Genomic DNA, 26,769 nt, shown 5'->3' on the forward strand with positions numbered 1-26,769 from the left:
GTGTCGCCCACAACTCGATATCAGCCTTATCCGCTTCCCTCCCAGCCCAAGGAGAAACAGATGACCACCACCGAGAGCCCCACCGCCGCCGGTTCCGGCTCCGCAGCCACCGGCAAATTCAAGTCCGAACGCGTCAGCGCCGACACCTCACCGGAGCGGCTCGCGGCGATCGCCAAGGATGCCCTCGGCGCGCTCAACGACGTGATCCTGAAGCACGGCGTCACCTACCCCGAGTACCGCGTGTTCAAGCAGTGGCTCATCGACGTCGGTGAGGGCGGGGAGTGGCCGCTGTTCCTCGACGTGTTCATCGAGCACTCCGTCGAAGAGGTTCTCGCCCGCACCCGCAAGGGAACCAAGGGCAGCATCGAGGGCCCGTACTACATCGCCGGTGCGCCGGAACTGCCCGCCACCTGCACCCTGCCCATGCGCGAGGAAGACAGGAAGATCACCCCGCTGGTCTTCTCCGGCCAGGTCACCGACCTCGAGGGGAACGGGCTCGCCGGCGCGAAGGTCGAGCTGTGGCACGCCGACAACGACGGCTACTACTCGCAGTTCGCCCCGCACCTGCCCGAGTGGAACCTGCGCGGCACGATCATCGCCGACGAGGAGGGCCGCTACGAGATCACCACGATCCAGCCGGCGCCCTACAAGATTCCGACCGACGGCCCGACCGGTCAGTTCATCGAGGCGCAGAACGGTCACCCGTGGCGTCCCGCGCACCTGCATCTCATCGTGTCGGCTCCCGGTAAGGAGTCGGTGACCACGCAGCTGTATTTCAAGGGCGGCGAGTGGATCGACAGCGACGTCGCGTCCGCCACCAAGCCCGAGCTCATCCTCGACCCGAAGACCGGTGACGACGGCAAGAACTACGTCACCTACAACTTCGTGCTCGACCCCGCGTGAGCTGTTCCACCCGTAGAGAGAGTGATTCGATGACCGACCTGTCTATCGTTTCCGTCGAAACGACGATCCTCGATGTGCCGCTGGTGCGTCCCCACAAGTTCGCCACCACATCGATGACGGCGCAGCCGCTGCTGCTCGTCGCCGTCACCACCGCGGGCGGCGTGACCGGCTACGGCGAAGGTGTCGTTCCGGGCGGCCCGTGGTGGGGCGGCGAATCGGTGGAGACGATGCAGGCGATCGTCGAGCGTTACCTCGTCCCGGTCCTGCTGGGCCGGGGCGTCGACGAGATCACGGGCATCATGTCGGACATCGAAAGGGTGGTCGCGAACGCGCGTTTCGCGAAGGCCGCCGTCGACGTCGCATTGCACGACGCCTGGGCGCGCAGCCTCGGTGTGCCGGTGCATACGCTGCTCGGCGGAGCCTTCCGGGACAGCGTCGAGGTCACGTGGGCTCTCGGCGCCGCTCCCGCCGACGAGATCGTCGAGGAGGCCCTCGGCCTCGTCGAGTCGAAGCGGCACTTCAGTTTCAAACTCAAGATGGGCGCCCTCGACCCGGAGGTCGACACTGCCCGGGTCGTCCGGATCGCCCAGGCACTGCAGGGCAAGGCCGGCGTCCGTATCGACGTCAATGCCCGCTGGGACCGGCTCACCGCGCTGAAGTACGTGCCCCTCCTCGTCGAAGGCGGCGTCGAACTGATCGAGCAGCCCACCCCCGGTCAACAGCTCGAGGTCCTCGCCGAACTCAACCGGCTCGTCCCCGTCCCCGTGATGGCGGACGAAAGCGTCCAGACGCCGCACGATGCTCTCGAGGTCGCGCGGCGCGGCGCGGCCGACGTCATCGCCGTGAAAACCACCAAATGCGGTGGCCTCAGGCGCAGTCGCGAGGTGGTGGCCATCGCCAAGGCGGCCGGCATCGCCTGCCACGGAGCCACGTCCATCGAGGGGCCGATCGGCACAGCGGCGTCCATTCACTTCGCCTGCTCGGAACCCGGCATCGACTTCGGTTCCGAACTGTTCGGACCCCTGCTGTTCAGTGAAGAACTGCTGCAGCAACCACTGCGGTACGGCGACGGCAAGGTGCATCTGCCCGAAGGTCCCGGGCTCGGAGTCGAGCTCAACATGGATGCCGTCAAGACTTGGACCAGGAACTGAGGAGAACACCACCCGATGGCACTCTTTCACGTCCGGATGGACGTCAACATTCCCCGCGACCTCGACCCGGACATCCGGGACGAGACCATCGCCAAGGAGAAGGCCTACTCTCAGGAGCTGCAGCGCTCCGGTAAGTGGCCGGAGATCTGGCGAATCGTCGGAAAGTACAGCAACATCAGCATCTTCGACGTCGATTCGGCCGACGAACTCCACGAAATACTGTGGAATCTGCCGCTGTTCCCCTACATGAACATCGAGATCACCGCGCTCACCCGGCACGGTTCCGACGTCAAGTAGGCGGCTCCGCCGCCCGTGAGTGGTTAACGAGTCCAGGGACTCGTCAACCACTCACGAGGCGCGGAGCGCCCTATCGTTGTTGCGCGAGGAGCCGGTCGACGGCCCGCACGCTGAGGACGTGGTCGAGCGCCATGGTGGCGCTACCGACCACCCCGGACAGCTCCCCGTGCGTCCAGGGCAGAATCTGTAGCTGCTGGGTGGCCACGGCAATAGCGTTGCCGTACAGGGTTTCCCGAAGTCCGGCGACGAAAGTGTCGTAGGCCTGTGCCATGTCGCCGCCGACGATGACGACCTCCGGGTTGAGGAGATTGACCACGCCGGACAACACTTCGCCGATCTGACGCCCGCTCTCCCGAATCATCCGCCGCGCCTCCGCGTCGCCCGCGAGCGCCAGCGTGATTACGTCACGGATGTGGGTGACGTTGCGTCCCTGTCCCTGAAGGTTACGGACCAAGGCCCACCCACCCGCAACGGCCTCGACACATCCCACGTCGCCGCAGCGGCACACCACACCTTGTGCCGCTGCGGTTTTCGTATGCCCGATTTCACCGGCAGCGCCGAGAGCGCCCCGCTGAAGGGCTCCTCCGGACACGATCCCGGCGCCGAGGCCGGTGGATGCCTTGATCAGGAGCATGTCGGCGAAGTCGCGGCGCTCTCCACGCCGCTCCGCCAGAACCATGACGTTGGCGTCGTTGTCGACGAAGACGGGCGCATCGGTCACCTCGGCGAGAAATGGTTGCAACGGCACCCCGTCCCACCCCGACATCATCGGTGAGTTGAGGCTGCACCCGCGCTCGATGTCGACGGTGCCGGGCAGGCTGATCCCGACTCCCACGGCGCGGCGGGCCGTCTCGCCCAGGCTCTCGCGGAGCGCGATCAGGCGTTGCGCAATGACCGGCATCAATTCCGCTGGGCTCGTGCCGATTTCCTGCTCGACGTCCTCGACGACGAGGACGTCCCCGGCCAGGTCGCAGATCGCGAGCTGGGTGCGACTCCGGCCGATCGCGGCGGACAGCACCACCCCTGCCTGAACGTGGAAGGAGAGCTTGACCGGTGGCCGGCCGCCGGTCGAGACGCCTTCTTCTCGTTCCACGACGAGTCCGGACGCCTGCAGTGTCGAGACGCGGGCCGCCACCGCCGTGCGGGACAGGCCGGTGAGATTCCCGATCTCGGTTCGGGTGGTTGCTTGGCCGTCGCGGATGAGCGCGAAGACGTCGCCGCCCGTCGCCGGGGAAGTAGTCGATCGTGGCGTCGTCCGCATATGGCCATTCAACCAACCCGGTCGCTCGACTGACAACGTAAGCGATGCGCCTTTGTTCTTAAAAAGACCTAAGTCTGTATTGATTGAGCGCCGAAGTTGCCTTACTCTCATCTGTGACGGCCCACACATCGGCTTTCAGAGGGAGAATGACATGCCACCTGCGAACACGGTCTTTCCAGCCAAGACGGTGGATCCCTGCGACTTCGTCGTCTTCGGCGGAACAGGCGACCTCGCCGTCCGAAAGCTGCTTCCGGCGCTCTACCTGCGCGATCGCGACGGACAGCTACCACCGGAGACCCGGGTGATCGGCGCCTCGCGAGCGGGCCTCGACACCGAGGGCTATCGGGACAAGGTCCGGGGGGAACTCGCGCGGTTCGTCCCGAATGATCAACTGGATGCGCAGACGTGTGACCGATTTCTCCGTCGGCTCGAGTACGTGAGCGTCGACCTCGCCGATCCCGACACCTGGACGGGCATCACCGAATGTCTCGCGGGGCGGGAGGAGTTCATCCGAGTCTTCTATCTAGCATGCGCACCGGGACTCTTCGGGCCGATCTGCGAGAACCTGCAGTTGCACGGCCTTGCGAGTGCGCAGTCCCGGGCGGTACTCGAGAAGCCGATCGGACACGACCTTGCCTCGGCACGCGCCGTCAACGACGCGGTCGGCGCCGTATTCGACGAATCGCAAATCTTCCGCATCGATCACTACCTCGGCAAGGAGAGTGTGCAGAACCTCCTCGTCACTCGCTTCGCCAATACGTTTCTCGAGCCGTTGTGGAATTCCACGTCGGTGGACCACGTGCAGATCAATGTCGCGGAATCGCTGGGTGTCGGGAGTCGCGGGGGGTACTACGAGTCGGCCGGAGCGCTGCGCGACATGCTGCAGAACCACCTGCTGCAGCTGCTGTGCCTCGTCGCGATGGAACCCCCCACCTACGTCGATCGTGAGACTGTGCGCGACGAAAAGCTGAAGGTGCTGCAAGCTCTCAAGCCCATGAGCCCGGACGACGTCGAACGGTGCACCGTCGCAGGACAGTACGGTCCCGGACTGGCCGAGGGTGTGGCCGTTCCCGGCTACCGAGACGAGGTCGAGAACCCCCACAGTCGCACCGAGACGTTCATTGCCGTGAAGGCCGAGATCCAGAACTGGCGGTGGGCCGGTGTGCCGTTCTACCTGCGCACCGGCAAGCGGATGGACCGCAGATGCTCGGAGATCGTGGTGCAGTTCAAGCCCGTCCCGCACCCGATGTTTCCCGGCAGTGAAGGCCACAGCGAACCCAACCGTCTCGTGATCCAGCTCCAGCCCCACGAGGGCATGCGGCTGCACATGACGGCGAAGGAACCCGGCCCCGGCGGTATCCGCCTGCGGCCGGTGTCGTTGGACCTCAACTACATCGAAACGTTCAAGCGTCCGTCACCCGACGCCTACGAGCGGCTGCTGATGGACGTGGTCCGGGGTAACCCGACCCTGTTCATGCGCCGCGACGAGGTCGAGGCCGCCTGGGAGTGGGTCGAGCAGATCCTCGTCGGCTGGGAGAAGTCCGAGCGCGCCCCGCGCCGCTACCCGGCCGGCACCAACGGACCCACCGACGCGACCACCCTGATCGAGCGCGACGGCCGCGCCTGGCACGAAGGAGTTCCCGCATGACCGACGCACCCACACCGACCGCCGACGTGCACCCCGTCCTCGCCGCCGTCACCGAGCGAATCATCGAACGCAGCAGGTCCGAGCGCACGACTTACCTGAACCGGATCCGGCAGGCGGGCGACCAGGGACCGGCGCGCGGCAAACTGGCCTGCGCGAACCTCGCGCACGGCTTCGCCGCGTCCGGCCCGGCCGACAAGAAGGCGCTGCGCAGCTTCGTCAAGCCCAACATCGCGATCGTCTCGTCGTACAACGACATGCTGTCGGCGCATCAGCCGTTCGAGCATTTCCCGCGACAGCTGAAGGCCGCGGTCATGGAGGCCGGTGGCATCGCCCAGTTCGCCGGTGGTGTTCCCGCGATGTGCGACGGCATCACCCAGGGCCGCGACGGCATGCAGTTGTCGTTGTTCAGCCGTGACGTGATCGCGATGGCGACGGCGATCGGACTGTCACACGACATGTTCGACGGCGCGCTGATGTTGGGCGTGTGCGACAAGATCGTGCCGGGAATGCTCATCGGCGCACTGGGATTCGGGCATCTACCAACGATTTTCGTTCCGGCCGGACCGATGACATCCGGTCTGCCGAACAACGAGAAGTCCCGCGTTCGCCAGCTCTACGCGGAGGGCAAGGCCGAACGCGAGGAACTGCTCGACGCGGAGGCGGCCAGCTACCACGGCGCAGGCACCTGCACGTTCTTCGGCACGGCCAACTCCAACCAGCTCCTCATGGAGGTCATGGGCCTGCACCTGCCCGGATCGAGCTTCGTGAACCCCGGTACCCCGCTGCGTGATGCCCTCACGTCCGAAGCGGGGAAGCGCGTCACCGGGCTCACCGCACTCGGCGACGATTACACGCCGGTCGGCGAGGTCGTGGACGAGCGTGCCGTGGTCAACGGCTGCGTCGCGTTGCTCGCGACCGGCGGATCGACCAACCACACCATGCACCTCGTCGCGATCGCCCGGGCCGCGGGAATCACGCTGACCTGGGACGATCTGGCGGAGCTGTCCGCGGTCGTGCCCTTGCTCGCCCGCATCTACCCCAACGGCTCGGCGGACGTGAACCACTTCCACGCCGCCGGCGGCCTCGGCTACGTGGTCTCCTCCATGCTCGATGCGGGCCTGCTGCACGAGAACGTCAAGACCGTTGCCGGTTCCGGACTCCGCCGTTACACGGAAGAGCCGAAGCTGTCCGGGGACGGCGTCGAATGGCAGCCGGGTACGCGAATCAGCCTCGACACCAGCGTGTTGCGCGGACCGGAAGACCCGTTCGACGTCAACGGTGGACTCAAGATGCTCACCGGAAATCTGGGCTCGTGCGTGATGAAGACGTCGGCCGTCCACCCGGACCACCGCGTAGTGACCGCCCCGGCGAGGGTCTTCGACGACCAGCTCGACTTCCTCGCCGCGTTCGAGGCGGGCACGCTGACGGGCGATTTCGTGGCCGTGCTCCGGTACCAGGGCCCACGCGCCAACGGCATGCCCGAGTTGCACAAGCTCACACCTGTACTCGGTGTCCTGCAGGACCAGGGCCGGAGGGTCGCATTAGTCACCGACGGCCGGATGTCCGGCGCTTCGGGAAAGGTGCCGGCAGCTATTCACCTCACCCCGGAGGCGGCCGCAGACGGACCGCTCGCGCGTGTGCGTGACGGCGACCTCCTGACCGTCGATGCCGTGACCGGAACTGTGAACGTGCATCTCGACGACGAAGAACTGGCCGCCCGTCCGGCGACCGGTCGTGCGCTCGGTGTCGACGAATGGGTCGGCACGGGGCGTGAACTCTTCGCAGGACTCCGCGCCGCCGTCGGGCCGGCCACCCAGGGCGCCAGCGTCTTTCATCCCCAACCCGCTTAAGGAGCAACTCCAGTGACTGTTAGTCCTTCTCTCCTCGACCGTGTCCCGGTCATCCCTGTCGTCGTGATCGACGACGTTGCACATGCCGTTCCGGTGGCGCGCGCGCTGGTGGCCGGCGGCATCCCCATGATCGAACTGACCCTGCGCACATCCTGTGCACTCGACGCCATCAAGGCGATCGCGACCGAGGTGCCGGACATCTGCGTGGGTGCAGGCACCATTGTGGGACCGGACCAGGCGGCGCGTGCAGCAGAAGCCGGTGCCCAGTTCCTGGTGTCGCCGGGTAGCACCGAGTCGCTGCTGAAGGCGATGACCGACACCGGTCTGCCGCACCTCCCCGGTGCCGCGACCGTGTCCGAGGTGTTGTTCCTCCTCGAACACGGCTACCGGGAACTCAAGTTCTTCCCGGCCGAGGCGTCCGGGGGTGCCAAGTTCCTCGGCTCGATCCATTCGCCCGTTCCCGCGGCCAGGTTCTGCCCCACCGGCGGGGTGTCGACCTCGAATGTGCGGGACTACCTGGCACTGCCCAACGTCGGGTGCGTCGGTGGATCCTGGCTCACGCCTTCCGACGCCGTGAAGCAGAAGGACTGGGACCGGATCAGCGCGCTGGCCAGTGAGGCGGCAGCACTCGCTCGTTAGGCCGAGAACGCGCGCGGTACGGTGAGGTCGTGCGAGACAAGGAAAACGGTGATCCAGGACGGCCGGGCTCGCAGTCTTCGCTGAAGTCCGCCAATCAGCACCGAGTGGTGCGCGCCCTGCAGATGTCGGGCGAGCTGACCCAGGCCGAGATCGCCCGGCGCACCGGTTTAGCTCCCGCCACCGTCTCCAACATGGTCAAGGAACTGACCGCGGCCGGAATGGTCAAGGAACTGACCGCGGCCGGAATGGTCACCGTGCCTGACGGCGACCACCCCGGCCAGCGCGGTCGGGCGGTGCGACTGACGCGGAAGATGGGGCTCGCGGTCGGGATCGACTTCGGCCACCGGCACCTCACCGTCGCAGTCGCCGACATGGCACATGATGTCCTGGCCGAGGAGAGAGTCGAACTCGCAGCCGGACATCGCGCCGAAGAAGGCGTGGTGCAGGCGGGCACCCTTCTCGACGCTGCCCTCGATCGTCTCGGTTGCGGCCGCACGTCCGTCCTGGCCGTCGGCATGGGCCTGCCCGCGCCGCTCGAAACCGACACCGGTGAGGTCGGTGGCCCGTCGATCCTCCCCGGCTGGGTGGGTGTCGACGCCGCCGCCATCGCGTCCGATCATCTCGGTATCGCCGTCCACGTCGACAACGATGCCAACCTCGGTGTATTGGCCGAGCACATGTGGGGCGCAGGCCGGGGAACCACCGATCTCGCATACATCAAACTGTCCGACGGTGTGGGCGCCGGCCTCGTCCTCGACGGCCGGCTCTACCGTGGAAGAGGCGGCACCGCAGGCGAAATCGGCCACGTTACTCTCGACGAGTTCGGTCAGGTATGCCGTTGCGGCAACCGAGGATGCCTCGAGACGCTCGTCGCCTCCCACGTCGTCATCGCCCTGCTCGAGCCGAGCCGCGGCACCGGCCTGAGCATCGCCGACGTCGTCGCCATGGCTGAGAACGGTGATGCCGCCTGCGTCAGGGTGCTCGCCGACACCGGCAGGCATGTCGGCGTCGCCGCCGCGAGCCTCTGCAACCTCCTCAACCCTGAGCGTCTCGTCATCGGCGGGGAACTCGCCCTTGCGGGCGATTTGTTGCTTGGTCCCCTTCGTGAGGTGCTGGCGCGTTACGCCGTGCCCAGCGCAGTGCGATCGCTCGAGGTGCGTGTCGCCGAGTTGGGCTCCCGGGCTCAGGTGCTCGGTGCCGTCGCGCTGGGCTTGCGTTCTGCACTACCTGCCTGACTCGAAGTATTCATTTCCGAACATCACGCTCGATATTTTCGGGTTCCTATGTTCATAGGTTGACGATTCGCGCCTTTCTTGCCTACTGTGGTCCACACCACATTTACTGCGTGCGCCTTCGCCGCGCGGCGGGTCTCGGCCTCGCATACCCCCCTTCCTCCCGAGGAGTCCCATGACCGAAAACGTTCTGTCACCCGGCGCAACGGTGCCGCCCGGCGACACAGGGGAGGGCACGGCTGTGCCCTTCCGGATCGCGGCTGTCGCTGCCCTGGGCGGCCTCTTGTTCGGATACGACAGCGCGGTGATCAACGGCGCGGTCTCGGCGATCGAAGGCAAGTTCCAGGTCGAGTCGGCCTTGCTCGGCTTCGCCATCGCTTCGGCCCTGCTGGGTGCTGCCGCGGGCGCCATGGTGGCCGGCCGCATCGCCGACCGGTACGGACGGCTCGTCACGATGCAGGCTGCCGCGGTGATGTTCCTGCTCAGCGCGCTGGGGACGGGGTTCGCCCCTGATGTCGAAGTCCTGGTGGTGTTCCGCATCGTGGGCGGCCTCGGTGTCGGCTTGGCCTCGGTGATCGCCCCCGCATACATCGCGGAAATTTCTCCGGCTCGAGTGCGGGGACGCCTGGGTTCACTGCAGCAGCTCGCGATCGTCACCGGCATCTTCGTCTCGCTCCTCGTCGACTACGCACTGGCCGCCCTTGCCGGCGGGTCCCAGGAGGAATTGTGGTTCGGACTCGAAGCCTGGCGATGGATGTTCCTCGCCATGTGCATTCCCGCGCTCGCGTACGGACTGCTGTCGCTGACCATCCCTGAATCGCCCCGCTACCTGATTGCCCAGGGTCGTCTCGGTGAGGCCCGTGGCGTTCTCGCAGTGCTTCTCGGGGAGAAGGGTCTCGACCTCAAAGTCGAGAGCATTCGTGCCACTCTTGCTCGCGAGAACGAACCCTCCATCAAGGACCTGCAGGGGCCGGCGTTCGGTCTCCTGCCGATCGTGTGGATAGGGATCGGTCTGTCGGTCTTTCAACAGTTCGTCGGCATCAACGTGATCTTCTACTACTCGAGCGTGCTGTGGCAGGCGGTCGGTTTCGACGAGGGCAGTTCGCTGCAGATCACCGTCATCACCTCGGTGGTCAACATTGCGACCACTCTCATCGCGATCGCGTACATCGACCGGGTGGGCCGTCGACCGCTTCTCATCATCGGCTCGGCCGGCATGGCCGTGACACTCGCGACCATGGCCGTCATCTTCGGCACCGCCTCCACCACCGTCGTGAACGGGGTGACAACTCCCCAGCTCACAGGTCTGCAGGGGCCGATCGCGCTGATCGCCGCCAACCTCTTCGTGGTGGCCTTCGGAATGTCGTGGGGACCCGTGGTCTGGGTCCTGCTCGGAGAGGCCTTCCCCAACCGCATCCGGGCGGCGGCCCTGTCCCTGGCTGCCGGTGCACAATGGGCGGCGAACTGGCTGATCACCGTGAGCTTCCCGTCGATGAAGGACTTCTCGCTCGGCATCTCCTACGGCTTCTACGCCGTGTGTGCGGTGCTGTCGCTCGTCTTCGTCCTCCGCTGGGTCAAAGAGACCAAGGGTGTGGAACTCGAAGCCATGCAATCGGATCCGGTGGTGTAGATATTCAGCGCTCGGTGTCGTCCTTCAGTTCTTCGATCGCGGTGGCGGATTCGGTGACGATCGCCCGCATGGCCGCCTCCGCGGCAGCCGCATCGCCCCTCTGAACGGACGAAGCGACGACGCCGTGGAGTGCAATGGCCTCGTCTTCGGCGACGTGCGGCATGAGCGAATGCCGGGTCCTGCCCTCGAGAACCTCCACCACGATCTGCGACATCGCCCTCAGTAAGGGATTGCCCGAGGCGGCCAGCAACGTCCGGTGAAAGTCGGAGTCGTGGCCGAGATAGGCGTCGGTGTCCGCAGCCCGGGCGGTGGACGCCATGCCGATTACTGCCGCTGTCAGCGCGCCACACTGTTCCGGTGTGGCGCGCTCTGCTGCGAGACGGGCCGCGAGAGGCTCGATACCCGACCGCAACTCGCTCAGGCTGGACAGTTGCTCGAAGCGCTGCGGCCCGGCCAGCTTCCATCGAATGACGCTGGGGTCGAGGGAGTTCCAGTGGTCCTCACCGAGGACGGTGATGCCTACTCTGCGCCGCACCGCGAGAAGTCCCAGAGATTCGAGGACGCGCACCACTTCCCGGACCACGGTGCGGGAGACGGAGTACTGCGTCACCACGTCGTCGGCCGAGATGCGGGTGCCGGGCGCGACGACACCCGCCACGATGTCGCTTCCCAACCGGTCGAGCACCGTCTCGTGCAACTGCCGGTACTCGACGGCGTCTGAGTTGGTCATTCGCCGATGCTCCCATGGTCGCCCGCCCTGAACACACATTGACGCCCAACTTCGCTTCTAAGTACTACGTAATAGCTAGACATCTTGTAATCGTAGGATTTATGAGGCAAAGTGACGGGCATCACGAACATGGGTCGAGTCCACCACCGATAACCCGGGAGCAACAGATGGGTACCGCTTCACTACTCGCCGCCGCGGACAGCGCCGGTCATGACGCGCGCTTGATCACGGCCGCCGTCGTCGGCGTCGCCGCCATCATCGCGATGATCACCTGGCTCAAGCTGCATCCCTTTCTCGCGTTGGCGATCGGTGCCGTCGGTGTCGGTATCGCCGCCGGGCTCGGAGCCACGGACTCGGTGGCCGCCTTCGTGGAGGGCTTCGGCGCGACGATGGGAAGCGTCGGCATCCTCATCGGGTTCGGCGCAATGTTCGGAAAATTGCTTGCCGACTCCGGTGGCGCAGATCGGGTGGTCGACACGCTCGTCGGACGTTCCGGACCACGCACACTGCCCTGGATGATGGCTCTGGTCGGCGCGGTCATCGGATTACCGATGTTCTTCGAAATCGGCCTCGTGCTGCTGATGCCGGTGATCATCTTGGTAGCTCGACGGTCGGGCCTGTCGTTGATGCGCATCGCCATCCCCACCCTCGCCGGTTTGTCGGCCATGCACGGCCTCGTCCCACCGCACCCCGGACCACTCGTCGCGGTGTCGGCCCTCAACGCCAATCTGGGGCTCACCCTCGCGCTCGGTGTTGTCGTGGCCATTCCGACCGTGATCGTGGCCGGCCCGCTTTTCAGCAAGCTGGCGGCGCGCTGGGTGGACGTGCCGGTACCCGAGCTGTATGTCACCACCGAGGACCTCGAGGGTGCCGAGGCAGCCGCCGAGCGTCAACGCCCCGGTTTCGCAGCGACCCTCGCCGCCATCCTGCTGCCCGTCGTCCTGATGCTGGGTAAGGCCATCGCCGACGTCATCGCCCCCGATTCGGAGGCCGCCGCCAAGAACCTGCTCGACTTCCTCGGAACCCCGGTCGTCGCCCTCGGTCTGGCCGTGCTCGCCGGGATGGCGCTGCTCGGCCGCGGTGGCGGTATGGACCGCAAGGCCATTGCGTCGTCGCTCGAAAGTTCGCTGCCCCCGATCGCGGGAATCCTCCTCATCGTCGGAGCGGGCGGCGGATTCAAGCAGGTTCTCATCGACACGGGTATCGCCGATGTGATCGCCGAGGCCATCAAGGGCAGCGCCCTTCCGGTGCTGTTCCTCGCCTGGCTGGTCGCGGTATTGATCCGTGTCGCCACGGGCTCGGCCACCGTCGCGACCGTCACCGCATCCGGGATTCTCGCCCCGGTCGCTGCCGAACTGACGTCCACCCACGTGTCGTTGATGGTTCTCGCCATCGGCTCCGGATCACTCTTCCTTTCCCACGTCAACGACGCCGGCTTCTGGCTCGTCAAGGAGTATCTGGGAGTCACCGTGGTTCAGAACCTGAAGACATGGACGGTGATGGAGTGCATCATTTCCGTGACCGGCCTGGCCGGTGTCCTCGCGCTGAGCGCATTCATCTGAGGGACAGACCAATGACGCGTAACGACAAGACAACTCCGGTACTGGTACTGATGGGTGTGTCCGGGTCGGGGAAGTCCACGGTGGCCGGAATTATCGCCGGCGCCATGGGATGGGACCTGCAGGAGGGTGACGCCCTGCATCCGCAGGCGAATGTCGCGAAGATGGCGTCCGGGCAGCCGTTGACCGACGAAGACCGGTGGCCGTGGCTCGACCTGATCGCGGCCTGGATCAAGGACCACACCGACAAGGGTCTCCCGGGAATCATCACGTGCTCGGCCCTCAAGCGCAGCTATCGTGACGTGCTGCGCGGCGATCAGGTCGTGTTCGTCCATCTCGCCGGATCGAGAGAACAGATCGGGCAGCGACTGACCACCCGGCTCGACCATTTCATGCCGGCTTCGCTCCTCGACACGCAGATTTCGACGCTCGAGCCGATCGAACCGGACGAGAACGCCATCGTCGTCGACGTGGGTGGTTCGCCCACCGAGGTCGCCGCCGACATCATTGCGCAGCTCGAGCGCCGTTTGGAGAGCTGAACAGCCGAACGGACTCGACCGACTTTGCGGCCCGGGCACTGTCGCGATCGAGGGCAGCGCTCGGCCTGAGCCGAACGCCGCCTCCAATCCGCTACGCCGGGTTGATTACTCGGCGAAGCAACGGTGAGACAGTGACCAGGAGGCCGGCCAGCGCGACCCCGGTGACAAGTACCAGACCCGAATGGAACTGGTGGAAGCCGGTACCGCTGATGCTGGTCGCGGCATGTGAGCCGGCGGTGACCAGCGCAGTCGTGAGTGCCAGAACGAGTGCGGCACCCACCTGTGCAGAGGTCTGCACCAGTCCCGACGCCAGGCCCTGCTCGGAGTCGTCGACGCCCGACGTGGCCTGGGCCATGATCGACGTGAATCCGAAGGCGAATCCCACCCCCAGCAGAATCACACTGGGCAGAATGGCGAAAACGTAGTTCGGATCGTCACTACCGGCGAAGAGGAACCACAGGTAGCCCAGGCTCAGGGACGTCAGCGCGGCGATGATCATGCGTGCCGTGCCGAACGCATCGATGAGCCGTCCGACGAACGGCGATCCGAAGGCCACGATCACGCCGGCGGGGAGCAGGCCCAGGGCCATTTCCAGGGGCGACCAGCCCAGTACCGACTGCAGGAAGATCGTCATCATGAACTGGAAGCTCAGGTAGGAGCCGAACAGCGCGACGATGCTGAGGTTGGCCCGAACGATCGTTCCCACCCGCAGGATGCTCAGCCGCACCAGTGGATGTGCCACCCGCTGCTCCACCACGAAGAACGATGCGAGAAGTGCTGCGGCCAGCGCGAAGGACCCCAGAATGAGCGGTTCCGACCATCCGCGCGCCGGCGCCGACACGACGGTGTACACGGTGAGCAGCATCCCGGACACCAGTGTCGCTGCTCCGATCACGTCGTGCCCGCCCGTGTCGGCTGCTCGGTCGCGTGGAATCAGGATGGTGCCGGCCACCAGTGCGAGAACTGCGAACGGCACGGGCATGAGGAAGGTCCAACGCCAGCCGGCGCTGGTCAGGAGGCCACCCAGGATCAGCCCGGACGAGTAGCCGCTTGCTCCGAACACCGAGAAGATCGACAATGCCCGGTTGCGCGCCGGGCCCTCCTTGAACGTCGTCGTGAGGATCGACATCGCGGTAGGCGCGGTGAACGCCGCGGCGAGTCCCTTGACGAAGCGGCTGGCGATGAGCAGCGTGCCGTTGTCGACGAGACCGCCGACCAGGGACGCGATGGCGAACACGGTGAGGGCGATCAGGAACACCCGACGCCGCCCGAGCAGGTCGGCGGTGCGGCCACCGAGTAAGAGCAGTCCGCCGAATCCCAGGACGTAGCCGTTGATGATCCATTGCAGCGAGGTGGTCGACAGTCCTAGTTCGGTGCCGATGGAGGGCAGCGCGACGCCCACCATCGACACGTCCAGACCGTCGAGAAACATTACGAGGCACAGCACGGCGAGGATGCCCCAGAGGCGGGGAGTCCAGGTCTGCTCGGTCGGCGGGGTGGTCTCGAGGATAGTCACAGAAGGGAATGTAGATGCACATGCAATCAATGCGCAAGCACTAATTTCGTCTGCATTTAATTCCTTTGCATCTAATTCGGTGGCGCGCTAGGATGCGGACATGGGATCGAATGCAGACCTGCGCGACACGTGGAGGCTGCTTGCAAGCAGGTACAACGACATAGCCTGCGAGTTGGACCGTGAGATGCAACACGCTCACAGCTTGAGCATGAGTGATTTCGAGACGCTCGACCGCCTCATGGACGCCACATGTGACCGGCCGCGCATGCAGGACCTGGCCGCAGAGATGTACCTCAGCGCCAGCGCGTTGTCCCGCAGCGTGGCCAGACTCGAGAAAGCCGGCCTCGTCGCCCGTTCCTTGTGTGAAGCAGATCGGAGGGGCGTGTTCGTGGACGTCACCGAACACGGGCGTCAGGTGCACGCCGACGCCAAGAAGATTCAGTTGGCCGTTCTCAACGAAAAGCTCTCGGACGCAACCTGACCGTCAGGTGAGTGACGTCGGAGTGCGGTAGTCGTCGGAGGGGAATTCGCCGTCCACCACGGCGGTGACAACCGTGTTCTCGAGAGTGATGGCCCCGCCGTGATTGTCGAGAAACGCCGTGTCGGCGGCGTCGCGACCCGTCGCGATCCGCATCAGGGACTCGCGTGGGGCAAGTTGCGTTGGGTCGACCACCCGCCATTGCTCGTCGACGAACGCCTCGACCACGGCATGAAAATCCATCGGATCACACCCCGGTGCGTACACCGCCACGAGGCGGGCAGGAATGGTGACGGCGCGCAGAAGCGCCACGGTGAGGTGTGCGAAGTCACGGCATACCCCAGCGCCGGAAAGCATGGTGTCTACCGCGCTGTCGGTGGATCTGCTCGATCCACCTTGGTACAGCAACCGTGACCCCACCCAGTTCGTGATGTCCTGCACGAGTTCGGCCCTCGGCTTGGATAGATCGAACTCGCCACCGGTGAATCCGAAGAACTTGTCCGCCTCGGCATATCGACTGGGCCGCAGGTACTTCGAGATGTCGTAGTCGGTGACCGGCGGCGGGTCACCCTTGCCCGCAACGGAAGCCGAGTACTCGACGTGCAGTGATCCCGGCGCTACCTCGAGCAGGTGCACGCGAGTACCGTGCTCTGCCAAGATCTCCCGTGCATCGATACGGTCGCCGTCGAGAGTGAACGTCAGCGACTCCGACAATTCGGAGGCCGGATTCCGCGCCACCGCAATTTTGAACTCGAGACTGGTGGCGTCGGTGACCTCGATGTCGAGAGTGGCGGAGACGTGACGTTTCATCCGCCCATCCTGACATCCCCCGAACGGGTGTGCAGTGCACCCCTGCCGCGGACGCGCGCGATCAGCTCTGAACGCGGGGACGCAACCAGTTCACGAGGTCGTCGAGAACCTCTTCGTTCTCAGGTTCGTTGTACACCTCGTGGTAGAGGTTTTCGTAGATCTCGACCGTCAGATCCGGGGAACCGGCGTACTCGGCGATCAGTTCGGTACCACGGACGCTGGCGAGTCCGTCCTCCTTGCCGTGCTGGAGCAGGAGCGGAATGGTCAACGATGGCAGCCGCTCGGGCAGCTTCTCGGCGGTGACGATCATGCCGCGGGCGATGCCGGCAGGAACCTTCCCGTGATGCACCAGCGGATCATCCTCGTAGGCCGACACGACAGCCGGATTGCGGGAAATGAGCTTCGCGTCGAGTGACTCCACCGGCAGCCCGGGAAGGAACCGGCCCACGAGTTTGCCTATCTCGACGACCACCCGCGGCGTCCCGCTGGTGATGTCGACGGCGGGCCCCGACAGCATCAAGGCCTTCAAGTCCTGCTGATGATCGAGCGCGTAGGACAGGGCGATGGCACCTCCCATGCTGTGGCCCAGGAGGAAACGATCGGTGCCGGGCCAGTCGGTGGATGCAATACCGAACAACTGGTGCAGGTCGTCGGTGAACTCGGTCCAATCTCGCAGATGAACTCGCTTGCCACCCGATCGTCCGTGTCCACGATGATCGGGGGTGTAGATCGCGAGGTCGAGTTCGCCGAGCCGCTCGATCACGTGGTCGTAGCGTCGGGCATGCTCGCCGAATCCGTGGCAGAGGACCAGCACGCCGCGAGGGCGACGGTCCGGGAGCCACACGTCGTAGGCGATGCGGACTCCACCGACACCGGCGAAGGATGATTCTCGATGGTGCATGACGCCCCTTCGTTGTCCCAGTTCGACGACTCAGATCATCGCACGGTAAGGGGGCTCGGCAAGGCGTGAATCACGGGACGCGCGGGATCATTTCTCGAAGGGTTTCCCTTTCGGTCCCTTCGACAAGAGGTCGATGACACTGGTCGAGGTGCGCCGTCGCAGCCAACCGCGCGGACCGTCCGCACTCAGCGCGGCGTGGGCGGCATTCAGCCCGCAGACGCCGTGGACGCCACCGCCCGGGTGAGCCGAGGAACTGCCCAGGTAGAGACCGCTGATCGGCGTCTCTGCGCGGGCATTGCCCGGTCCTGGCCGAAACACCAGCTGCTGGTGGAGCTGCGCAGTCCCGCCGTTCACGGCGCCCCCGACGAGGTTGGCATTGGACGCCTCCAGATCGGAGGGTCTCTGTACGACGCGCCCGACGACGATGTCCTTGAACCCGGGCGCGTGCGCCTCGAGCACGTCGTCCACCCGCTGTGCCAGCAATTCCGCGGACGCGTCGTCGCTGACGCCGCGCGGAAGATGCGTATATGCCCACGCACTTTCGGTGCCCTCTGGTGATCTCGTCGGATCCGAGGTGGTCATCTGACCGAACAGCAGGAACGGAATCTCGGGAACGATTCCGGTGGTCAGATCGGCCATCCAATGCACGAGTCCGTCGTCGCCGGCCCCGAGATGGACGGTGCCCGCCCCGGCAAGGCTGGCGGAACGCCAAGGAATCTTTTGTGAGAGAGCATAATTCACCTTGACAACCGGTGTGTCCCATTCGAAGTGCCGGAGATCGTCGCGCAGCCGAGACGAGACGGCGGCGTCCGGGAGCAGTGATCCGTAGAGGGCCGGTGCCGAGACATCGGCGACCACAGCCCGGCGTGCGAGGAAGTGTGCACCCGACGCCGTTCGCACGCCGACGGCGCGCCCGGCGCGCACGTCGATGGCGGTGACGGCGTCGTTGTAGTGATACTGCGCCCCGGCGCGTTCTCCTCGCCGCACCATGGCGGCTGCCAGCTCACCCGCCCCACCCATCGGCACGGGGTAGCCGTGGTCCTGGGCGAGCATCGTCAGGATGTAGCCCATGACGCCGCTGCCGGCCGAGTCGGGCGGAACGTCGGCGTGCATCGCGTTGCCGAGCAGCAGCACGCGGGCAGCCTCGCTGCGGAACAGCTCGTGAGCCATCCGCCGGGCAGGAAGGAGGAGGAACCGAGCCAGCCGCAGAGTGTCCGCAGTGCCCAGCTGCCGCAGCAGACGACCCGGGCCACGCACGGGCGGAAACGGGCTGAACAAGGTGTTGATCAACGGGTCCTTGATGTCGTGCCATTGCGCGACCAGCTGCATCCACGCGTCACCGTCACCGGGCTGCCTGCGCTCGAGATCCGCGGCGGTGTCCGCGGGATCCGGATGAATGACGGGCGCATCCTCGTCGTCCGCTGATCGGGCGTGTCCGAGGGCTTTGGGCGCGTAACTCCACCGCAGCCCGTGCGCCTCGAGGTCGAGCCCGCGGATCGCAGGGGAGACCGCGGACAGCGGATAGAAGGCGCTGAACAGGTCGGAACAGTATCCGGGCACGAGCTCCGCGGATCGCACGGCGCCACCAGCTGTGGGCTGTGCCTCGACAACTGCGACATCCCACCCTGCGTCCGCCAGAGTCGCGGCAGCGACGAGGCCGTTGGGGCCGGATCCGATGACCACTGCGTCGACGTTGTTCACTCTCTCAGCCTGACAGAAAAACCGGTAGGCCGCAGCCTGCCCGTCGAATAGCTATGGCTGGGCGGTGTTTTCGCGGTGCCCCGTCACGAAGGAGCTGCCGGCGTGAACTGGACGGGCAGGTGTTTCAGGCCGTTGATGAAGTTGGATCGCAGTCGCTGGGCGGGCTCGGTCTGCTCCATGTCGGGCATACGACGCAGAATTTCCGCGAGCATCACCTTCATCTCGGCCCGTGCGAGATTGGCGCCCAGACAGAAATGGTGACCGCCGCCGCCGAACGCAACGTGGTGGTTGGGGGAGCGGTCGATGTCGAACGCATAGGGGTCATCGAATACCGCTTCGTCGCGATTGCCGGACATGTGCCAGATCACCACTCGATCACCCTCGGCGATCTCCACACCACCGAGCACGGTGTCGGTGGTCGCGGTGCGCCGGAACTGCATGACCGGGGTGGCCCAGCGCAGACCCTCCTCGATGAGGGAGTCGAGCTTGGCTGGGTCGTCGAGCACCTTCCGGCGCTGGTCGGGGTGTTCCATCAGGGCCAACTGCGTGTGCGAGATGGCGTTGCGGGTCGTCTCGTTGCCGGCGACCGCGAGCAGCATGAAGAACATGTTGAAATCGAGTTCGCTGAGTTTCTCACCGTGGACGTCGGCCTTGATCAACGCGGTCGCGATGTCGTCGCGCGGATGCTGCTGACGGTCCTCGAACATCGACTGGCTGTACGCGAACATCTGAGCGGCGGCGTCGCGCTCCTGACCTGCCTCCCCATGGAACTCCGGGTCGCTCGAACCGATCATCTGGTTGGTCAGGTCGAAGATGAGCTTACGATCCTCCTGCGGTACACCCAGGAAGTCGGCAATCGCCTGCAACGGAAGTTCTGACGCCACATCGACGACGAAGTCGCATTCGCCCCGTTCGATCACCGCATCGACGATCGTGGTGGCCCGGCGCGCGAGGATGTCGTGGAGTTCACCGATCCGCCGCGGTGTGAAGCCCTTGCTGACGATTTTGCGCAATGCCGTGTGGTCGGGCGGATCCATGTTCAGCATCATCAACTGCTGGCCGGCCAGATCCGCTGGGTCGAGGTCGTCGATGTAGGTGGCGCCTCGCCAGGACGAGTAGGTGGTGGCATCCCGGTTCACTGCCACGATGTCTGCGTGGCGGGTGACGCACCAGAACGGTTGACCGCTGTGGTCGTAATGCCGATAGATCGGTGCATCTCGTCGAAGCGCGGCGAACATCTCGTGCGGCACGCCGTTCACATACGTGTCCGGGTCGTAAAGATCCACGTCTTCGAGCTGCACGCCGCCTCCTGAGTCTCCCCGTCGAGAATACGTTCTAGTTCGGGAGGATGGGGCGGCATGAGCGTACGCATGCAAAAACGGCCCCGGAGATCGAAATCTCCGGGGCCGTTCTCTGTGGTAGCGGGGACAGGATTTGAACCTGCGACCTCTGGGTTATGAGCCCAGCGAGCTACCGAGCTGCTCCACCCCGCGTTGCATTTCCTAGTGTACACGCTCTCCGGACCACTCTTGACCACCCTCGGGGAGGGGTGGATCACAGCAGCCGGAACTGCACCATCTCGATGGCGTTCTCGATGGCCTCGGACACCACCCTTGTCCGTTCGTCGGCGCCGGCAGCGGCGAGAATTTCGAGGCGATCGGCGTCGCCCATCGGGATGTAGGTGGCCAGCTCGTAGAGCCGCGCACCCAGGTCACCTCGGAAACCGCTGACCACGGGAACCTCGGGTGGGACGTTGTCGGTGGCGATCGCCAGCCGTCGCAACAGGCCGTACAGGAACTCGAGTCGCTCGACGAGGGCCGGAAATTCGTAGTCGGCGGTCTGTGTGCCGGTGTTCTCGTCTGGCCACAGATCGACCTCGGCGATCGGATAAGGATTGTCGGGCAGCCACTTCGACACCTTGATGCGATCTTCGGTCCGGCAGAACAGCTCGTAACGCCCGTCGCCGACAACGGCATGGGATTCGATGCGGGCGATGGTCCCGACATCATGGCGCACGTCACCACCACCCACCTCGTGGCCGCGGGCGATCAGAACGACACCGAAGCGGGGCCCGTCAGGTGAAGCGAGGCAGTCGCGAACCAACTCCTGGTACCGCGGTTCGAAGACGTGCAACGGCAGCTGCTGGCCGGGCAGTATCGCCGATCCCAGCGGGAACATGGGGAGCAGTGGCATCAGGGGATTCGCAATCGGGGGACGGGCGTCGCCGGCAGCGGGTCGACGCGATCGATCTCATCGGTGAGGTGTTCGGACCACGTCAGCAGCCCGGAGATGTCGAGGCCGTGCGGTGCCTCGACCTCGTAATGCCGGATACGGTCGTGACCTTGGCGCAGAAGTGAGCGGGCGCCGGTCTTGTTGCCGCGCATCAGATGCGTCAATCCGACGGCGAGCTGGGCCAGTCCCTGCCACAGTTCCCGCTCATCCTCGGGCGCGATTTTCCACGTGCCTTCCAGAACTTCATGGGCGTGGAAGGGCATACCGTGGTCCAGGAGGCGTTGCGCTTCGGTGATCGACTCGTCGGGTGGTAACCGCAAGTCATCCGGGATTCGGGGCACACCCTCGGCGTCGTGCGGCAGCGGGCGGCCGAGTTCGTCGCGGGGGCGCGCATTGACGGGTTTGCCTGTTCCGTCCCTGTCCCGATCGGCCATGCGACCAGAGTAACGCTCAGCGCCGTCTCGGCGAAGGTGCGGCCAGCGCACTGCCCAGACGTTTCCCAAGCTCTTCGCGGACGGTCTCAACGGTCGCCGATCGCAGATGGACGCCGTGATGCTGGTGGTAGAGGTATCGTCCGTCGGCTTCCACATCGATCCACGTCAGTTCACCGAGCACCGGCTCGTCGAGCTCCCGACGTGGTCCCCGGATGCAGATGTATCCGATTCCCGTCCGTGGTCGAGTGACCAGTCGCCTCAGTAATGCGCCGTCCGAAGCCTGAGCATTCTGGAGCACCGAGGAACGGTGGCCACCGGTGCCGAGGTCGTCGGGGTGTGCCGTCAGCGAGGGAGTTCGTCCGGGTGTGCAGTCGGGAAGGTCGAGCAGCAACCGGGTAGTGAGCCAGTCGAGGTTTGCGCTGTCCGTGGCGGTGTTCAAGTCGAGTCGTATGTCTCCGCGCCCGGGGGCACCACACAACTGTTCGGCGACGACCGCAACCCGGCCGCGGATGCTGCCCCTCCGCCGCACCCCAGAGTCGGCTTCGGTGGAGGGGGCGACGACGGTAACCGACATGTCGGGGTTCCGTAGGGAAGCTATCGCGGCGTCGAGTTCCGGCTCGCGGAGGGTGAGCCGCCACTCGTCCAGTTCGCGCTGTTGGCGGGCGTACCCGTCCGCGGTCGCAGCCGCCGAACGATACAACAACGGGTACGGCATTCTGTCGAGATTCGTTGCCTCCCAGAGAGACATGAACTGCGCCGAGGACAGCTGCCAGTTCATGCGCCGATGACCGGCGGGGCTACGGGATCGAGTTTGCCAATCAATTCGTTGCCGTTGTCGACGTTGATCAGGTAGCTGGGGGTTTGGTGTTCTGTGTCACCATCACCGTTGCCGCCTACCCGTCCGGGGGCACCCATCATGCCTGGACCCATGCCCATTCCGGGTCGGCTCATGCTCGGCTTCACCGGTGTCGCCGTAGCTGCGGCGGCCGCAGCACCAGCTCCTGCCGCTGCACCACCAGGGGGTATCGGGCTTCCCGATACCACGGAGCTTCCCTGTGATTCGTTGTCCCGCTTGTCATTGCGCTTGCGGGTGTTCGATCCGCCAGCGCCACTGCCACCACTACCCGGTCCGGAGCTGCCCGACCGCGAACCTCCGCCGTAGCCGCCGACACCGCCGGAATTTGCGGAACCACCCACACCCGAACCGGCCGCCCCGGCGTTCTGGCTGTTCGCGGCGGTAGTCGGGGCCGCAGTACCTGCTGATCCGGATCCAGTACCTCCGCCCTGTCCGGCACCCTCGGCACTGGCGGCAGACGTAGCCGCCGGGTCATTGGCGTTATGTTGTCCGTCCGTCGCGGCATCACCGATCGCGGGGGAGTCGCCGGTGCCGGACGTGAACCCTCCGTCGCCATTCAGCACAGATCGGTCAGTCGCACCCGGAGAACCCGCGCCGTCCACGCCGAGGATTCGCGCACCGTCAGCAGCTGCGCCTGATGGGGAGTGCGGCGCAGGAAGCACCGGCACGTTGGTGCCTACGTCCTGATAGTTGGGGACGTAGATGTTCTGCAGCTTACGTACAGCTTCTTCGCGCGCCGCTTCCCGTGCTTCTTCCTGGGTAGCCGCCACAGTTGGTGTCAAGGGAAGAAGGCTGAGAGGTTGGTCGGACGTCGGTGCCGGAATCGAGTTCTTCACGTCCTGCGCGGCGCTGCTCAGAATGTCGAGCTTCACCCCTATTGCCTGCACACCCGCGGTGAGTTTGTCGCTCGCGCCCGCGAGGGTCTCAGTCGCGGCGAGGGCGGCGTCGGCGGCTGCGCCCTCCCACTTCTCGGTAATCGTGCTTTTGATAAGCGCGAAGCCGAACCCGATAGGCAGAGAGCCGACGATGGCGTGACAAGCCTGCGCGAGATCGCCTATGACGCTCGGATCCATCTCCTGCGTCTTCGCGTACATCTCCGCGTGCTGCCAACCCTCGAAGCTCTCCATCATGGTGATGTACGGGGGATCGATCTCCTCCGACCCGAGCTGATCCGCCGAATGCTGCAGCTTGGTGCGGTGCTCCGCCCCTGGACCCGACGGCAAGAGAGCATCGAAAAGAGAAGCGAGCGGATCCTGCGGCGCCATCGGTCAGTCCCCCTTCGGGATGAACGGCTCAAAAATCCGGGCGGTGTCCTCGAGGCCGGCGCACCACTCGGATTCGGGAGCATGCTGACCGTTGCCTTTGAACACGCTGCGGGTAAGTCCCACAACGCCGTATGAGGTTTCCATGCTCAGGTCGCAGGCATCGCTGACCTTCGGATCGAAAATCAAGATCGCTCGACGTCCGTTGATGTCGATCGGCGTGGAATGGCCTTGCTTTTTCTCGAGCTCCTCCGCGAACGTAATATTTCCCGAAAGAACGTTCATCACGTACAGGCGTTGTTGAGTGTCGTAGCCGCAACCGAGGAATGTGTAAGAATCGGGCGTGAAGTCGGCGTTCGACTCACTCTGCGGGTCGTATCCGGCTTGGACGAGAGCAGAGTCGGGGATATCGAGGCAGGGGTCGAAGATGACCTGCGGGCGATCCGACTTGTCGATGTGCCTAGGAACCCGCGTCATAGTAGGAGTGTCCGAGTTCGTTTGGCTGTCGGCGTGCGGCTCACTGCACCCTGACAGAAGAGTTGCCGTGAGTGCGGCCGAGGCGAGAGCGGCGAGTTTCATAGAGCAATTTCTCCCTGAATTCCAGCCAAGGCGCGTCCGATTGCCGAGTCAGTCTCAGCGAAGGCCTCGCCTCCTGCCGCGAATGTGTCCCGCATTGTTTCGATGACGAGTCGGAATTCGTTCAGCCGTGCACGCACGGAACCGGAGCCATCCCCACCGTTGAACTTTTCGTCGTAGCGAGCTTGAAGCTGTTGAGCGGAGTCGAATCCCCCGAAGCCCGAAACAAACCTCAACTGGTCGGCGTTCTTGATCGCCTGGTCCACCTGCTCGACCATTGCGTTGCAAATTCCCACACATCTTTCGATCGCGTCATCTTCCAGACGCAGTGTGTTGCTCATTCCCCATCCCCCTGCTCGACTGGACCCCCACGGTCGCGTGCGGTGATGCTACCGCACGCGTGTGTTGGGGTCGGATTGCAAATCTTGCTGATGTTCAGGCAGCGTGAAGGTAGTGGATGATGAGGCGCTCGATCGGGGAGGTGACCTCGGTTCCGCGGATTCGGAGCGGCCTGGGCAGCGGGGGTGCCGTTGACCGGTATAGGTGTCCGGTGGGCGTGCGCAGTTCGATTTCGTGTGCCTTGCCGGGTTGCTGGTGCGCACTGGCGTTCCACCCGACCCCCTGTTTGGCGTAGTTGCACGCAGCACACAGCCCGGCACCGTTGTGTGCGGTGGTGGGGCCTCCGGTATGCCGGGACTGGATGTGGTCGTGGTGTCGTATCGGCGCGTCACACCATGGCGTTCGACAAGTTTTGTCGCGGAGATCGATCAGCCTGGCCAGTCCCGTCGGGAAGCGCCGTGCCTGCGACTCCGTGGCGGTCAACGCCCCCGACTGCGGGTTGGCGTACACCCGTCGCAACAACGCTTCCGAGTCGGGCACGGCGGGGGCGGCGTCCGAAACCCATTGCCTGGCAAGCGCTGCGGGAACAGGACCGTACCCTTGCACGTGAGCGGGTTCGCATCCGCCGCCGAGAAGGGCTTGGTCGGAGATCACCAGGTTCACTGTGATGACGGGCCGTTCGGCAGCGGTGGTGCTGCCGGTGACGCGGGAGACCAGGAGGTCGGCCATGATCTGCGACCTGGTTCGCGCATCGCCTGCGGCCAGGATCGCGTCGGCATCGCGGGCGAGGGTGGCATGTACGGCTACTCCCTGCGCCACTGGCAGGAGGGCGCTGACGTAGGCCATGGTGTCGGGTGCCGGTCGTGAGGTGACGCGCCGATCGGAGACGGCCTTCCGCGCTCGACGAACTACCGCCTCCGCATCGATCCGCGCGGCGGCAGCCCGGACCTTGGCGCACACGGCTTGGTCGCCGAGTCCGTCGAGCGTCGAGGAATCGGCACAGAGCAGGAAGTCGAGGGCAGTGCGATCTTCCCGCGTGAGACAGGCGGTTTCGCGGACGAGGATGGTGGCCCGCCACTCACTGAGGATTCCTTGCTCGAGCAGCCTGAGCGTGCGAGGCATCTCGTGGACCAGCGCGGTGGCCATTCCGAGATGGCGCCCACCGCGAAAGGGGGAGTCGCGCCGTGCCAACGCCACTTGGTTGGCGATGCCCCGCCCTTGCTGATTCCTGGGCACTCCCTGATCGGCGCGGGACGCGCGGATGGAGGCATCGAGGTCGGCCGTCACACGGGCCTGTGCCCCCGCGCATGCGGCCTTCAGTTCTTCCAACGTGCGGAGTAGGTCGATTCGCGCAGCATCACCGATATCGCTGCCCAGTTCCGGCAACTCGGCCAGAAATGTAGACACAGCTGCTGAATCCACCGAAAGCCCCCACCGTCGAATCCCCCGAATCGAACCTATGTTCGATAGTACTCGCCGGGTGAGGCGAGAGCAAGGGTCAGTTGGCTGCCACCATGCGCATGGCAAGGTCTGCGTAGAGGTCGGCTACGACGTGGGGTTCGGTATAGGCGCCGGCCGGAAACCATCGGCAGATATCGACGCACAGGGACATGAGTGCGAGAGTGACGCCTTCGCCGTCCGGAACGGTGAACTCGCCGGTGGCGGCACCGGCATCGACGACGGCCCGGACGATGCGGGTGATGTCCCGTCGAAGTTTGACGACGTCGCGATAGTGCTCGGGGGTGAGGGCGTTGAGTTCGTACTGGACGACACGGGCCTGGGCGTGATGGGTGGCCTGCCAACTGGCGAAGGCTCCGATCAGCGCCTTCAGTCGGGTCGACGGCGGCTCGTCCGGTAGATCGGCACCGGTCACGACGTCGAGGGCCGCGGTGTGCCCCTCGTAGCTGATGGCGAACAGTAATTCTTCCTTGGACCGGTAATGCGGGTACATGGCTGCCGGGCTCATGTCGAGCCGGGCCGCGATCTCGCGGGTAGTGGTCCCGCCGTACCCATTGGTGGCGAAGGCGTCGACAGCAGCAGCGCGGATGCGCGCGGCAGCCTTGGAGGGGCTGATCACCTGACTCGGTGATTCGCTCATGACTCTCTCCATCCTCGGCTCTGCGGCGGTTGACAATACCGTGTCGCAGTATCACTATAAGCAAGCGCTTAGAAAATAAGCAGACGCTTACATGCCCGAAGTGTCACACAGCGAAGAGTTCGAACCC

26 protein-coding genes and 1 tRNA gene are annotated in these 26,769 nt (G+C 65.2%); 11 read left to right on the top strand and 16 right to left on the bottom strand.

Annotated features, from left to right (window positions below):
- The first annotated feature begins 60 nt into the window (after positions 1-60).
- Genes catA through catC form a run of 3 tightly spaced genes read left to right on the top strand, consistent with a single transcriptional unit; the run spans position 61 to position 2,351 of the window.
- Positions 61-903 carry a catechol 1,2-dioxygenase gene (catA, locus tag R4P95_RS14510; protein ID WP_317744034.1) on the top strand — a complete coding sequence of 281 codons (843 nt, stop codon included), beginning with the start codon at positions 61-63 and terminating at the stop codon, positions 901-903.
- A gap of 29 nt (positions 904-932) precedes the next feature.
- A complete protein-coding gene (locus tag R4P95_RS14515) occupies positions 933-2,054 on the top strand; it encodes a muconate/chloromuconate family cycloisomerase (protein WP_317744031.1) in 1,122 nt (373 codons plus the stop codon).
- Between the two features lie 15 nt (positions 2,055-2,069).
- Positions 2,070-2,351: a muconolactone Delta-isomerase gene (gene catC / locus R4P95_RS14520; protein ID WP_317744028.1), complete on the top strand. Its 282-nt coding sequence runs from the start codon at positions 2,070-2,072 to the stop codon at positions 2,349-2,351.
- Between the two features lie 70 nt (positions 2,352-2,421).
- Here the strand turns inward: catC and R4P95_RS14525 are convergent, their stop codons facing one another.
- Positions 2,422-3,612, bottom strand: coding sequence for an ROK family transcriptional regulator (locus R4P95_RS14525; protein WP_213576198.1), 1,191 nt, complete (start codon positions 3,610-3,612; stop codon positions 2,422-2,424).
- 151 nt (positions 3,613-3,763) lie between these two features.
- On the opposite strand from R4P95_RS14525, the gene zwf reads away from it, so the two are divergent.
- The 5 genes from zwf to R4P95_RS14550 all read left to right on the top strand — a co-directional run bounded on the left by zwf (position 3,764) and on the right by R4P95_RS14550 (position 10,611).
- A complete protein-coding gene (gene zwf / locus R4P95_RS14530; RefSeq protein WP_317744025.1) occupies positions 3,764-5,260 on the top strand; it encodes a glucose-6-phosphate dehydrogenase in 1,497 nt (498 codons plus the stop codon).
- Positions 5,257-7,110 (top strand): phosphogluconate dehydratase, encoded by a 1,854-nt coding sequence (gene edd, locus R4P95_RS14535; protein WP_317744023.1) that lies wholly within the window; start codon positions 5,257-5,259, stop codon positions 7,108-7,110. Before zwf ends, edd begins: the two co-directional genes overlap by 4 nt.
- Positions 7,111-7,122: 12 nt before the next feature.
- Positions 7,123-7,749 (top strand): bifunctional 4-hydroxy-2-oxoglutarate aldolase/2-dehydro-3-deoxy-phosphogluconate aldolase, encoded by a 627-nt coding sequence (gene eda, locus R4P95_RS14540; protein WP_213576201.1) that lies wholly within the window; start codon positions 7,123-7,125, stop codon positions 7,747-7,749.
- 29 nt (positions 7,750-7,778) lie between these two features.
- Positions 7,779-8,984 (top strand): ROK family transcriptional regulator, encoded by a 1,206-nt coding sequence (locus tag R4P95_RS14545; protein WP_317840477.1) that lies wholly within the window; start codon positions 7,779-7,781, stop codon positions 8,982-8,984.
- 172 nt (positions 8,985-9,156) lie between these two features.
- Complete coding sequence (locus R4P95_RS14550) at positions 9,157-10,611, top strand: sugar porter family MFS transporter (RefSeq protein ID WP_317744015.1); 1,455 nt, start codon at positions 9,157-9,159, stop codon at positions 10,609-10,611.
- Positions 10,612-10,615: 4 nt separating this feature from the next.
- On the opposite strand, the gene R4P95_RS14555 is transcribed toward R4P95_RS14550, so the two are convergent.
- Positions 10,616-11,341 (bottom strand): FadR/GntR family transcriptional regulator, encoded by a 726-nt coding sequence (locus R4P95_RS14555; protein ID WP_317744008.1) that lies wholly within the window; start codon positions 11,339-11,341, stop codon positions 10,616-10,618.
- Between the two features lie 167 nt (positions 11,342-11,508).
- Here R4P95_RS14555 and R4P95_RS14560 point away from each other — a divergent pair, with 167 nt between their 5' ends.
- Together R4P95_RS14560 and R4P95_RS14565 are read left to right on the top strand one after the other, a co-directional pair.
- Positions 11,509-12,903: a GntP family permease gene (locus R4P95_RS14560; RefSeq protein WP_213576205.1), complete on the top strand. Its 1,395-nt coding sequence runs from the start codon at positions 11,509-11,511 to the stop codon at positions 12,901-12,903.
- 11 nt (positions 12,904-12,914) lie between these two features.
- Entirely contained in the window at positions 12,915-13,439 is a 525-nt protein-coding gene (locus R4P95_RS14565; RefSeq protein WP_317744006.1) for a gluconokinase, read from the top strand.
- Between the two features lie 91 nt (positions 13,440-13,530).
- On the opposite strand, the gene R4P95_RS14570 is transcribed toward R4P95_RS14565, so the two are convergent.
- Positions 13,531-14,955: an MFS transporter gene (locus R4P95_RS14570; protein WP_317744005.1), complete on the bottom strand. Its 1,425-nt coding sequence runs from the start codon at positions 14,953-14,955 to the stop codon at positions 13,531-13,533.
- 208 nt (positions 14,956-15,163) lie between these two features.
- Between R4P95_RS14570 and R4P95_RS14575 the strand changes: the two genes are divergently transcribed.
- Positions 15,164-15,436, top strand: a complete 273-nt coding sequence (locus tag R4P95_RS14575) for a MarR family transcriptional regulator (protein ID WP_249354343.1) — start codon at positions 15,164-15,166, stop codon at positions 15,434-15,436.
- 3 nt (positions 15,437-15,439) lie between these two features.
- On the opposite strand, the gene R4P95_RS14580 is transcribed toward R4P95_RS14575, so the two are convergent.
- The 13 genes from R4P95_RS14580 to R4P95_RS14640 form a co-directional block, all read right to left on the bottom strand.
- Positions 15,440-16,243, bottom strand: a complete 804-nt coding sequence (locus R4P95_RS14580) for a transglutaminase-like domain-containing protein (protein WP_213576209.1) — start codon at positions 16,241-16,243, stop codon at positions 15,440-15,442.
- 61 nt (positions 16,244-16,304) lie between these two features.
- Complete coding sequence (locus tag R4P95_RS14585) at positions 16,305-17,144, bottom strand: alpha/beta hydrolase (protein ID WP_213576210.1); 840 nt, start codon at positions 17,142-17,144, stop codon at positions 16,305-16,307.
- Positions 17,145-17,231: 87 nt separating this feature from the next.
- Positions 17,232-18,845 carry an NAD(P)/FAD-dependent oxidoreductase gene (locus R4P95_RS14590; RefSeq protein WP_317744004.1) on the bottom strand — a complete coding sequence of 538 codons (1,614 nt, stop codon included), beginning with the start codon at positions 18,843-18,845 and terminating at the stop codon, positions 17,232-17,234.
- 83 nt (positions 18,846-18,928) lie between these two features.
- Positions 18,929-20,146: a cytochrome P450 gene (locus R4P95_RS14595; RefSeq protein WP_213576212.1), complete on the bottom strand. Its 1,218-nt coding sequence runs from the start codon at positions 20,144-20,146 to the stop codon at positions 18,929-18,931.
- Positions 20,147-20,261: 115 nt separating this feature from the next.
- Positions 20,262-20,338, bottom strand: a tRNA-Met gene (locus R4P95_RS14600).
- Positions 20,339-20,399: 61 nt separating this feature from the next.
- Positions 20,400-21,038: an LON peptidase substrate-binding domain-containing protein gene (locus R4P95_RS14605; protein ID WP_213576213.1), complete on the bottom strand. Its 639-nt coding sequence runs from the start codon at positions 21,036-21,038 to the stop codon at positions 20,400-20,402.
- Complete coding sequence (locus tag R4P95_RS14610; protein WP_159923662.1) at positions 21,038-21,511, bottom strand: DUF309 domain-containing protein; 474 nt, start codon at positions 21,509-21,511, stop codon at positions 21,038-21,040. The genes R4P95_RS14605 and R4P95_RS14610 overlap by 1 nt, the downstream gene beginning before the upstream one ends.
- A gap of 16 nt (positions 21,512-21,527) precedes the next feature.
- Positions 21,528-22,289 (bottom strand): ESX secretion-associated protein EspG, encoded by a 762-nt coding sequence (locus tag R4P95_RS14615; RefSeq protein WP_317744002.1) that lies wholly within the window; start codon positions 22,287-22,289, stop codon positions 21,528-21,530.
- Positions 22,286-23,632, bottom strand: coding sequence for a hypothetical protein (locus tag R4P95_RS14620; protein ID WP_317743997.1), 1,347 nt, complete (start codon positions 23,630-23,632; stop codon positions 22,286-22,288). The genes R4P95_RS14615 and R4P95_RS14620 overlap by 4 nt, the downstream gene beginning before the upstream one ends.
- Positions 23,633-23,635: 3 nt before the next feature.
- On the bottom strand, positions 23,636-24,208 hold the full coding sequence (locus R4P95_RS14625; RefSeq protein WP_317743995.1) for a DUF3558 domain-containing protein: 573 nt from the start codon (positions 24,206-24,208) through the stop codon (positions 23,636-23,638).
- Complete coding sequence (locus R4P95_RS14630) at positions 24,205-24,546, bottom strand: hypothetical protein (protein WP_317743994.1); 342 nt, start codon at positions 24,544-24,546, stop codon at positions 24,205-24,207. Before R4P95_RS14630 ends, R4P95_RS14625 begins: the two co-directional genes overlap by 4 nt.
- Before the next feature lie 94 nt (positions 24,547-24,640).
- Positions 24,641-25,966: a DUF222 domain-containing protein gene (locus R4P95_RS14635; protein ID WP_317743989.1), complete on the bottom strand. Its 1,326-nt coding sequence runs from the start codon at positions 25,964-25,966 to the stop codon at positions 24,641-24,643.
- 76 nt (positions 25,967-26,042) lie between these two features.
- Complete coding sequence (locus tag R4P95_RS14640) at positions 26,043-26,642, bottom strand: TetR/AcrR family transcriptional regulator (protein WP_213576219.1); 600 nt, start codon at positions 26,640-26,642, stop codon at positions 26,043-26,045.
- Between the last annotated feature and the right edge of the window lie 127 nt (positions 26,643-26,769).

The sequence above is a fragment of the Rhodococcus sp. IEGM 27 genome, from assembly GCF_033142305.1.
Taxonomy (GTDB): domain Bacteria; phylum Actinomycetota; class Actinomycetes; order Mycobacteriales; family Mycobacteriaceae; genus Rhodococcus_F; species Rhodococcus_F oxybenzonivorans.

What these genes read in the sequence shown, in the direction of transcription:
- catA (WP_317744034.1), top strand. Translation starts at nt 61, where the DNA reads ATGACCACCACCGAGAGCCCCACCGCCGCCGGTTCCGGCTCCGCAGCC.
- R4P95_RS14515 (WP_317744031.1), top strand. Translation starts at nt 933, where the DNA reads ATGACCGACCTGTCTATCGTTTCCGTCGAAACGACGATCCTCGATGTG.
- catC (WP_317744028.1), top strand. Translation starts at nt 2,070, where the DNA reads ATGGCACTCTTTCACGTCCGGATGGACGTCAACATTCCCCGCGACCTC.
- R4P95_RS14525 (WP_213576198.1), bottom strand. Translation starts at nt 3,612, where the DNA reads ATGCGGACGACGCCACGATCGACTACTTCCCCGGCGACGGGCGGCGAC.
- zwf (WP_317744025.1), top strand. Translation starts at nt 3,764, where the DNA reads ATGCCACCTGCGAACACGGTCTTTCCAGCCAAGACGGTGGATCCCTGC.
- edd (WP_317744023.1), top strand. Translation starts at nt 5,257, where the DNA reads ATGACCGACGCACCCACACCGACCGCCGACGTGCACCCCGTCCTCGCC.
- R4P95_RS14550 (WP_317744015.1), top strand. Translation starts at nt 9,157, where the DNA reads ATGACCGAAAACGTTCTGTCACCCGGCGCAACGGTGCCGCCCGGCGAC.
- R4P95_RS14555 (WP_317744008.1), bottom strand. Translation starts at nt 11,341, where the DNA reads ATGACCAACTCAGACGCCGTCGAGTACCGGCAGTTGCACGAGACGGTG.
- R4P95_RS14560 (WP_213576205.1), top strand. Translation starts at nt 11,509, where the DNA reads ATGGGTACCGCTTCACTACTCGCCGCCGCGGACAGCGCCGGTCATGAC.
- R4P95_RS14565 (WP_317744006.1), top strand. Translation starts at nt 12,915, where the DNA reads ATGACGCGTAACGACAAGACAACTCCGGTACTGGTACTGATGGGTGTG.
- R4P95_RS14575 (WP_249354343.1), top strand. Translation starts at nt 15,164, where the DNA reads ATGAGTGATTTCGAGACGCTCGACCGCCTCATGGACGCCACATGTGAC.
- R4P95_RS14580 (WP_213576209.1), bottom strand. Translation starts at nt 16,243, where the DNA reads ATGAAACGTCACGTCTCCGCCACTCTCGACATCGAGGTCACCGACGCC.
- R4P95_RS14585 (WP_213576210.1), bottom strand. Translation starts at nt 17,144, where the DNA reads ATGCACCATCGAGAATCATCCTTCGCCGGTGTCGGTGGAGTCCGCATC.
- R4P95_RS14605 (WP_213576213.1), bottom strand. Translation starts at nt 21,038, where the DNA reads ATGCCACTGCTCCCCATGTTCCCGCTGGGATCGGCGATACTGCCCGGC.
- R4P95_RS14610 (WP_159923662.1), bottom strand. Translation starts at nt 21,511, where the DNA reads ATGGCCGATCGGGACAGGGACGGAACAGGCAAACCCGTCAATGCGCGC.
- R4P95_RS14615 (WP_317744002.1), bottom strand. Translation starts at nt 22,289, where the DNA reads ATGAACTGGCAGCTGTCCTCGGCGCAGTTCATGTCTCTCTGGGAGGCA.
- R4P95_RS14620 (WP_317743997.1), bottom strand. Translation starts at nt 23,632, where the DNA reads ATGGCGCCGCAGGATCCGCTCGCTTCTCTTTTCGATGCTCTCTTGCCG.
- R4P95_RS14625 (WP_317743995.1), bottom strand. Translation starts at nt 24,208, where the DNA reads ATGAAACTCGCCGCTCTCGCCTCGGCCGCACTCACGGCAACTCTTCTG.
- R4P95_RS14630 (WP_317743994.1), bottom strand. Translation starts at nt 24,546, where the DNA reads ATGAGCAACACACTGCGTCTGGAAGATGACGCGATCGAAAGATGTGTG.
- R4P95_RS14640 (WP_213576219.1), bottom strand. Translation starts at nt 26,642, where the DNA reads ATGAGCGAATCACCGAGTCAGGTGATCAGCCCCTCCAAGGCTGCCGCG.